The sequence below is a fragment of the Pseudodesulfovibrio sp. genome, from assembly GCF_028692895.1.
Classification (GTDB): Bacteria; Desulfobacterota; Desulfovibrionia; order Desulfovibrionales; family Desulfovibrionaceae; genus Pseudodesulfovibrio.
Genome location: NZ_JAQUWN010000108.1, coordinates 1 through 7734, shown reverse-complemented (window position 1 = coordinate 7734; position 7734 = coordinate 1). Strand labels below are relative to the sequence as shown.

Annotated in this window: 7 protein-coding genes; 6 read left to right on the top strand and 1 reads right to left on the bottom strand. The window is 66.5% G+C overall.

Going from position 1 to position 7734, the window contains the following annotated elements; translation table 11 throughout:
* From PHP91_RS16600 to PHP91_RS16575, 6 genes are all read left to right on the top strand, one after another.
* Positions 1-861 (top strand): radical SAM protein (locus PHP91_RS16600; RefSeq protein ID WP_300143369.1); only part of this gene is annotated, 861 nt, incomplete at its 5' end.
* A 48-nt stretch (positions 862-909) separates the two neighbouring features.
* Positions 910-1341 (top strand): YccF domain-containing protein, encoded by a 432-nt coding sequence (locus tag PHP91_RS16595; RefSeq protein WP_300143366.1) that lies wholly within the window; start codon positions 910-912, stop codon positions 1339-1341.
* Positions 1342-1460: 119 nt separating this feature from the next.
* Positions 1461-2192 carry a Bax inhibitor-1/YccA family protein gene (locus PHP91_RS16590; RefSeq protein ID WP_300143363.1) on the top strand — a complete coding sequence of 244 codons (732 nt, stop codon included), beginning with the start codon at positions 1461-1463 and terminating at the stop codon, positions 2190-2192.
* 42 nt (positions 2193-2234) lie between these two features.
* Positions 2235-3344: a tetraacyldisaccharide 4'-kinase gene (gene lpxK, locus PHP91_RS16585; RefSeq protein ID WP_300143360.1), complete on the top strand. Its 1110-nt coding sequence runs from the start codon at positions 2235-2237 to the stop codon at positions 3342-3344.
* A complete protein-coding gene (gene rnr, locus PHP91_RS16580) occupies positions 3337-5523 on the top strand; it encodes a ribonuclease R (protein WP_300143357.1) in 2187 nt (728 codons plus the stop codon). The genes lpxK and rnr overlap by 8 nt, the downstream gene beginning before the upstream one ends.
* Positions 5524-5654: 131 nt before the next feature.
* Positions 5655-6308 carry a helix-turn-helix transcriptional regulator gene (locus PHP91_RS16575; RefSeq protein ID WP_300143354.1) on the top strand — a complete coding sequence of 218 codons (654 nt, stop codon included), beginning with the start codon at positions 5655-5657 and terminating at the stop codon, positions 6306-6308.
* 724 nt (positions 6309-7032) lie between these two features.
* On the opposite strand, the gene PHP91_RS16570 is transcribed toward PHP91_RS16575, so the two are convergent.
* A partial coding sequence (locus PHP91_RS16570) for a DUF523 and DUF1722 domain-containing protein (RefSeq protein WP_300143351.1) occupies positions 7033-7734 on the bottom strand: 702 nt, incomplete at its 5' end.

Below are 7734 nucleotides of genomic sequence, written 5' to 3'. Positions count from 1 at the left end.
ACCCACATCCCGCCCGACCGGATCGAGGCGGGCGCGCACCAGCTCATCGCCGAGCTGCCCGGCAACCGGCTGGTCGGCCACCTGGCCGGATGCGCCCTGACCAGCGGCTGCCCGGCGGCCAAGAACCTGGCGCTCGGCCGGTTCGAGTGCCCGCTGCCCACGGCCCGGACCTGCAACGCCCGGTGCGTGGGCTGCATCTCCGAGCAGCCCGAGGATTCCGGGTTTCCGTCGCCCCAGTGCCGCATCGCCTTCACGCCCACGGCGGACGAGATCGTGCAGATCATGCGCCGCCACGAGTCGCGCGAGCGCCGGCCCATCTTTTCCTTCGGCCAGGGGTGCGAGGGCGAGCCGCTGACCGAGGCCGAGCTGATCTGCGAGGCCGTGCGCGCCTACCGGGCCGACGGCGGCACCGGCACGGTCAACGTCAACACCAACGGCTCGCGCCACCAGGTCATCCCGGCCCTGCGCGTTGCCGGGGTCAACTCCATCCGGGTCAGCCTGAACTCGGCGCGCAAGGGGCCCTACGAGGCCTACTACCGCCCGCGCGGCTACGGGTTCGAGGACGTGCGCGAGACCATCGCCAAGGCGCACGAGGTCGGACTGTTCGTCTCCCTCAACCTGCTCTTCTTCCCCGGCGTAACGGACACCGAGGAGGAGTTCGAGGCCCTGGTCGAGCTGGGCGAGACCTGCCGGTACGACTTCATCCAGCTTCGCAACCTGAACCTGGACCCCGAGCTCTACCTGAAGCTCATGGCCCCCTTCGGCCATTCGCCGAGCATGGGGTTCGTCAATTTCAGGAAGCGGCTCAAGAAGGCGCTGCCCTGGATCAACTACGGCTACTTCAACCCCTACCTCGGGTAGGGCGGGGCGGCCGGGCCGACCCGCCCGGTCCCGGAGCACCAACGCGACATGCTTTCTTTTCTCGGCAACGTCATCTGGTTTCTGTTCGGCGGGGTCTTCCTCGCCCTGGGCTGGTTCCTCGCGGGCTGCCTGATGGCCATCTCCGTCGTGGGCCTGCCCTGGGCCCGCTCGGCCTTCGTCATCGCCGGGTTCGCGCTGACGCCCTTTGGCAAGACCCTGATCCGGCGCGACGTCCTGACCGGCCAGCCGGACATCGGCACCTCGGGCTGGGGATTCCTCGGCAATGCCGTCTGGTTCGTGGTGGCCGGATGGTGGCTCTGCGTGGGCCACATCCTGTCCGCCCTGGGCTGCTTCGTGACCATCATCGGCATCCCCTGGGGATGGCAGCACCTCAAGCTGGCGGCCATCACCCTGGCCCCGGTGGGCATGGCCGTGGCCGACATCCCCGTCGCCGAGGGGGCCTACCGACGGCAGGGCTGAAACGGTGTGCAACAATACGCTTTCGCTTGCCACGGTGCCGAAAGCTACTTACATAGAGGGCAACAGCAGGGGCCTATAGCCCCGTTCTCAAGCGAAAAATATCCTTACGGAGGAATATGATGAATCAGTATCCCAGCATGCAGCGGACCGGCGCGCGCGCCGAGGTGATGAACGCCTTCATGCGCGGCGTGTACGGCTGGATGGGCGCTGGCCTCGGCCTGACCGCCCTCCTGGCCTTCGCCACCCTCAACGTCCCGGCCCTGTTCAACCTGGCCTTTGTCTCCAATCCGCAGACCGGGGCCCTCGCGCCCACCATGCTGCCCATGGCCGCCCTGTTCGTGGGCTTCGGCATGGTCTTCTTCCTCAGCTTCAAGATCTCGACCATGAACCCGTCCACGGCCACCGGCCTGTTCCTGGGCTTCAGCGCCCTCAACGGATTCTCGCTGGCCCCGATCCTCATGGCCTACACCACGGCCTCCGTGGTCTCGACCTTCATCACCACGGCGGGCATGTTCGGGGCCATGTCGCTCTACGGCATGGTCACCAAAAAGGACCTGACCGGCTGGGGCAGCCTGCTCTTCATGGGCCTCATCGGCATCGTCATCGCCATGGTGGTCAACATGTTCCTGCACAGCCCGGCCATGGACTTCGCCATCTCCATCATCGGCGTGATCCTCTTCCTGGGCCTGACCGCCTACGACACCCAGAAGCTCAAGACCATGGGCGAGACCGTTCCCCAGGACAATCAGGCGGCCATCCGCCGGGGCGCGATCCTCGGGGCGCTGACCCTCTATCTCGACTTCTACAACCTCTTCCTCATGTTGCTCAGATTCATGGGCGACCGCAGGTAGCTGCCGAGCGGGGAGGCCCAGGCCTCCCCGTTTTTTTTTGCCATGTCCGACCGAGTCACCTCGCTCCAGGATTCCCTCGCCTGGCTGCTCACGCCCCTTTCCTGGGGCTACGCGGGCCTCATGCGCCTGCGCGCCTGGCTGTATCGCAACCGGCTCCTGGCCGTCTGGGAGCCCGAGGTCCTGACCGTGTCCGTGGGCAACATCGGCTGGGGCGGGTCGGGCAAGACCCCGCTGGCCGGGTGGCTCCTGGACTGGGCCGCGCAAAAGGGCGTGGGCGCGCTCCTGCTCACGCGCGGGTACAAGGCCAAGCCCGTAGCCTACCCCTACGTGGTCAAGCAGGGCGCGCTGGCCGAGGAGGCGGGCGACGAGCCCCTCCTGCTGGCCCGCGAGCATCCCGATGCCCGCGTGGTGGTGGACCCGGTCCGCACCCGCGGCGGCCGCTTCGGCATCCGCCGCTTCAACCCCGGCCTCGTGGTCCTGGACGACGGGTTCCAGCACATGGCCGTGCACCGGCACGTCAACCTCGTCCTGCTCAGGCCCGACGACCTGCTGGAGCAGTGGGACCGCGTCATCCCCCGCGGCTCCTGGCGCGAACCCAAGGCCGCCCTCAAGCGGGCCGACGCCTTCCTCATCAAGACCGGGCCCGAGGGGTTCCAGCGCCTGCGGCCGCGCGTCGACCAGTTGCTGGGCCGTTTCCACAAGCCGGTCTTCAGCTTCCAGGTGGCGCCCGTCGGCGTGGCCAACGTCCTGTCCGGCGAGTCGCGCAGGGACTTCGAGGGCGGTCGCTACCTGCTCGTGTCCGGCACCGGCGACCCGGACGCGATCCTTCGTTCCGCCCGCCACCTGCTGGGCGGGTCGCCGGCCAAGCACCTCAAGTATCCCGACCACCACGCCTACACCAAGGCGGACGTGCTCGACATGCAGTCCGCGGCCAAGGGGCTGGGGTGCGACTTCATCCTGTGCACGCCGAAAGACGCCGTGAAGCTTGGGCCCATGTGCACGCCCGAGTTCTGGCAGTTCGAGCTGCGCATGGCCTTCGGGCCGTCCACCATCGGCGCGAAGACGCCCTTCAACATCTGGTGGAAAGGACGCTACGAGTCCGTATATCTCCGCCGGGTAGCCCCCGGCAAACAAAAGGAATCCAATGAGTAAACAGAAAAAGGCGCAACCCCGTCCTTCACAGCCGCCCCTCTCGGCGGCCGCGCTGCTCAAGCTTTTCAAGGAAGTCAAACGCCCCCTGTCGCGTGCCGAAATCATCCGCCACCTGCACCTGAAGAAGAACGACAAGCGGGACATCAAGGGACTGCTCACCCAACTTGTGGAGCAGGGCAAGCTTATCCGCATCCGGCGCGGTTACGGCCTGGCCGAGGCCATGCACTGCGTCACCGGCCGCCTGGAGATCCAGCGCGGCGGCTTCGGCTTCGTCATCCCCGAGGACTCCCGGCGCAAGGACATCTTCATCAGCCAGCGCGACATCGGCGAGGCCTGGCACGGCGATAAGGTCGTGGCCGCGATCATCAAGGAAAACAAGGGCGACCGGAACAACGAGGGCCGCATCGTCCGCATCCTGGAGCGCGGCCGCAAGACCCTGCCGGTCAAGGCGGTCAAGCGCATGAGCGGCGGCGAGTGGCTCTGCCGCCCCACCGATCCGCACCTCGGATTCGGCGTGGCCTGCACCCTCAAGGACCCGTCCATCAAGCTGCGCCCCGGCGACATCGCCGTGTGCGTGCCCGGCGACCGCATCGACCCCGCCCTGTGGGAGGGGGAGATCATCGAGGTCCTGGGGGCCGAGGACGACGTGGCCGTGCAGGAGGCCCTGGTCAAGTCCGACCACAACCTGCGGCTGCGCTTCCCCTCCGGCTCCCTGAACCAGGCCGACGCCCTGCCCGGCGAACCGTCCGAGGCGGACCTGAAGAACCGCCGCGACCTGCGCGACAAGCCCTTCGTCACCATCGACGGGGCCACGGCCAAGGACTTCGACGACGCCGTCCTGGTGGAGACCCGCCAAGGCGGCTACCGCCTCTGGGTGGCCATCGCCGACGTGTCCCACTACGTGCCCGAGGGCTCGCCGCTGGACCGCGAGGCCTTCGAGCGCGGCAACTCCTACTACTTCCCCCGCTCCGTGGTGCCCATGTTCCCGGAGAAGCTCTCCAACGGCCTGTGCTCCCTCAACCCGGACGTCAACCGGCTGGTCATGGTGGCGCGCATGGACACGGACGAGCGCGGCGTCACCAAGTCCGCCGAGTTCTTCCCGGCCGTGATCCGAAGCCACGCCCGGCTGACCTACGGCCAAGTCAAGCGCGCCGTGCTGGAAAAGCAGCCGGAGGAGCGCGAGCGGATCAAGCACGTCCTGCCCATGCTCGAACTGGCCGAGAAGCTGGCCCGCAAGATCAACGCCCTGCGCTCGGCGCGCGGCAGCCTGGACTTCGACCTGCCCGAGCCGGAAATCTTCTTCGACGCCCACGGCGCAACCTCGGACATCCGGCCCAAGGAGCGCCACTTCGGCCACCAGCTCATCGAGGAGTTCATGGTCGCGGCCAACGAGGCCGTGGCCCATTTCCTCATCGAGAAGGGGCTGCCCTGCATGTTCCGCATCCACCCGGCGGCCGACGAGGAAAAGCTCAAGAATCTCTTCCGCCTGCTCTCCCTGACCGACAAGTCCATCCAGATGCCCAAGGAGATCACGCCCAAGGCGCTCCAGCGCCTTGTGGCCTCGCAAAAGGGCACGGACCGCGAATACGTGGTCAGCCGCCTGCTGCTCCGGTCCATGAAGCAGGCCAAGTATTCGCCGGACAACGAGGGCCACTTCGGCCTGGCCTCGCCCGAATATTGCCACTTCACCTCGCCCATCCGACGCTATGCGGACCTGGTGGTCCACCGGCTGGTCAAGGCCGCCCTGGCCGGGGAGGGCGAGCGCCCCATCCCGGGCCGCAAGCGGCTGCTCAACGTGGCCGACCACCTTTCCTCGCGCGAGCGGGTGGCCATGGAGGCCGAGCGCGAGATCCTCAAGCGCGTCTCCATCCTGTTCATGCGCGACAAGGTGGGCGGCACCTTCGGCGCGGTCGTCTCGCACATCACGGACTACGGCTTCTACGTCGAGCTGCGCGAGGTCATGGCCGAGGGCATGGTCCGCCTTTCCTCCATGAACGACGACTACTACACCTACTGGCCCCAGCGCGAGATGCTGGTGGGCGAGCGCACCGGCCGCGCCTTCAAGCTCGGCCAGGCCGTGGAGGTCGTCCTGGAGAACGCGAGTCTCGATCGGCTGGAGCTGGAGTTCTCCCTCAAGTCCGGCGGCACGTCCGCCAGGGATTACAAGGACCTGATCTGACGCCGTCCGGCCCGGCCCCGGCTCTTCCCGGAGTGCGCCGGAGGAGGCTGCTGTTTTTTGCTTGACGCGAGTGTATATCAATACTATACATCGATACAGCAAAACAACATTCGTCAACCCAAGGCGCATTCATGAAAAACGGATTCGACGCATTCTTCAGCCGCCTGTGCGCACAGACCGACATCGGCAACCAGGCCCAACTGGCGCGCGAGCTGGACGTGGGCCGGGCCGCCGTGTCGCTGGCCAAGCGCAAGGACACGGTGCCGCCCCGCTGGATTCTCGATCTCTCGGCCAAGTACGGGCTCAATCCGCTCTGGCTGGAGCAGGGCAGGGGCTTTCCCCGGCCCGAGGCGGCGGGCGAGGCCGAGGGGCCCGGTTACCTGGAGGTGCCCAAGGTCCGCGCCCGCCTGAGCGCGGGCGGCGGCTCCTTCGAGACCGAGAGCCAGGTGGAGGGCTACTACTCCTTCCGGTCCGACTGGCTGCGAACGCGCGGCAATCCCGCCAACATGGTCCTCATGGAGGTGGTGGGCAATTCCATGGAGCCCGAGCTGAAGGAGGGCGACATGGTGCTGATCGACGAGTCGCGCAGCGATGTCCTGTCCGGGAGCATCTACGCCGTGGGCGTGGAGGACACGGTCATGGTCAAGCGGGTGGAGCGGCTGCCCGGCACGCTGGTCCTGCGGAGCGACAATGTCGATTACTCGCCGATCCATCTTTCCGGTGATGAGCTGGATAATGTCCGGGTTATCGGGAAGGTGTTGTGGTCGTCGCGGGAGTATCGGTAATCGTTTGATTTGTAGAGAATGAGAGCCCCTGCATCCTGGCGGATGCGGGGGCTCTTTTGCCTGTAGGGGGTGGGTGGAATGCCGGTCGGTTGTCGGTAAGTTGCTGAGCCGGTGAGTGAAAAGAATGGAGGGGAAAGGCCAGCAGGAGCTTGGGAGATTGACGAGAGCCGGGGGAAGCGTTCGCTTCCCTCTCCATTTTTTTTGAATGCCCTGCGCGGGCGGCGCTTCTTTTTTCAAGAGCAAAAAAACAAGCAAAAAAACCTTGCGAGCATCTTGGCCGCTTTCGGCGTTGCGTCGCCAAGCAGCCGATCCAAGCGGGACGGTTCCATCTCTCGGAAAAGCTTTACGCCGTTCCGCCGCGAATATTCATAGACTGCGCCCAACCGCCCCGGTGGCCCGGAGGAGCCGCCTCACCCGCTTGGTCGGCCGCCAATCGCCGGAACACAGGGCCGGTCTTGTACGGATTTACTGGAAGGAACTCCGACCCCGGACGACTCTCTTCAGCTCCTCCGTTGCGGATGCTCGGGTTCCTGCTTGCCGGAGCGGCTTTCGCAGCCCCGGAGTTTCTCATCTTTGGCGATTTGGCTGCGGGAGTGGAGGCCGTTTGAATCAGCTTCTTGCCCGTGGACGGGGCGGGAAGGCGGGGCGCACCCATGAAGGGAAATCGACAACCTCGCCTTGTCTGCCGCCGAATCCGCCAAGAAAAACCGCCGCCCGGCAGGCCTCAGACGTGATTGCGGAGCATGAGCTCCGCCGGATAGGGCGTCAGGTAGTATTGGCGCGCCAGGTACTCCTTGCCGTACAGGCTGACGTAATGGTTGAGCATGGTCACCGGCACGATGAGCGGGACCAGCCCGAGGCGGAACTGGTTGATGAGGGTGGCCAGCTCCTCCTTTTCGCCCATGGAGAGGTCCTTTTTGAAATAGCCCATGGCGTGTTGCAGGACGTTGGCGTGCTTGCCGGGCGTGGCCTTGAGCGCCAGGGCGGCCAGCAGCCCCTTCAGGTAGGCTTTGCAAAGGGAGGGCAGCGGGTCCGTCCCGGCCAGGGCCGCCAGCTTGCCCAAGGCGCGGTAACGGTCCACGGAATGGGCCATGACCAGGAGCTTGTGCCGGGAATGGAAGTCCACCAGCCGGCCGGGCGCGGGCTCGGGTCGCATGGCCTCGCGCCAGCGGTGCAGAGTGAAGAGGCGGGTGATGAAATTCTCGCGGATGGCCGGGTCGCGCAACCGGCCGTCGTCCTCGAAGGGCAGCAGGGGAAACGCCGCCATGACCATGCGCCCCCACAGTCCCACGCCGGTGGGCCGGGGCGAACCCTGGCCGGTGTGCACCTTGACCCGCGACATGCCGCAGGAGGGCGAGCCGTACTGGAAGACGTAACCGTGCAGGCCGGGCCGGGCGAGTTCATCCAGCCGCTCCTTGCCCCAGTC

Coding starts and splice junctions, on each gene's coding strand:
- PHP91_RS16595 (WP_300143366.1), top strand. CDS start 910: ATGCTTTCTTTTCTCGGCAACGTCATCTGGTTTCTGTTCGGCGGGGTC.
- PHP91_RS16590 (WP_300143363.1), top strand. CDS start 1,461: ATGAATCAGTATCCCAGCATGCAGCGGACCGGCGCGCGCGCCGAGGTG.
- lpxK (WP_300143360.1), top strand. CDS start 2,235: ATGTCCGACCGAGTCACCTCGCTCCAGGATTCCCTCGCCTGGCTGCTC.
- rnr (WP_300143357.1), top strand. CDS start 3,337: ATGAGTAAACAGAAAAAGGCGCAACCCCGTCCTTCACAGCCGCCCCTC.
- PHP91_RS16575 (WP_300143354.1), top strand. CDS start 5,655: ATGAAAAACGGATTCGACGCATTCTTCAGCCGCCTGTGCGCACAGACC.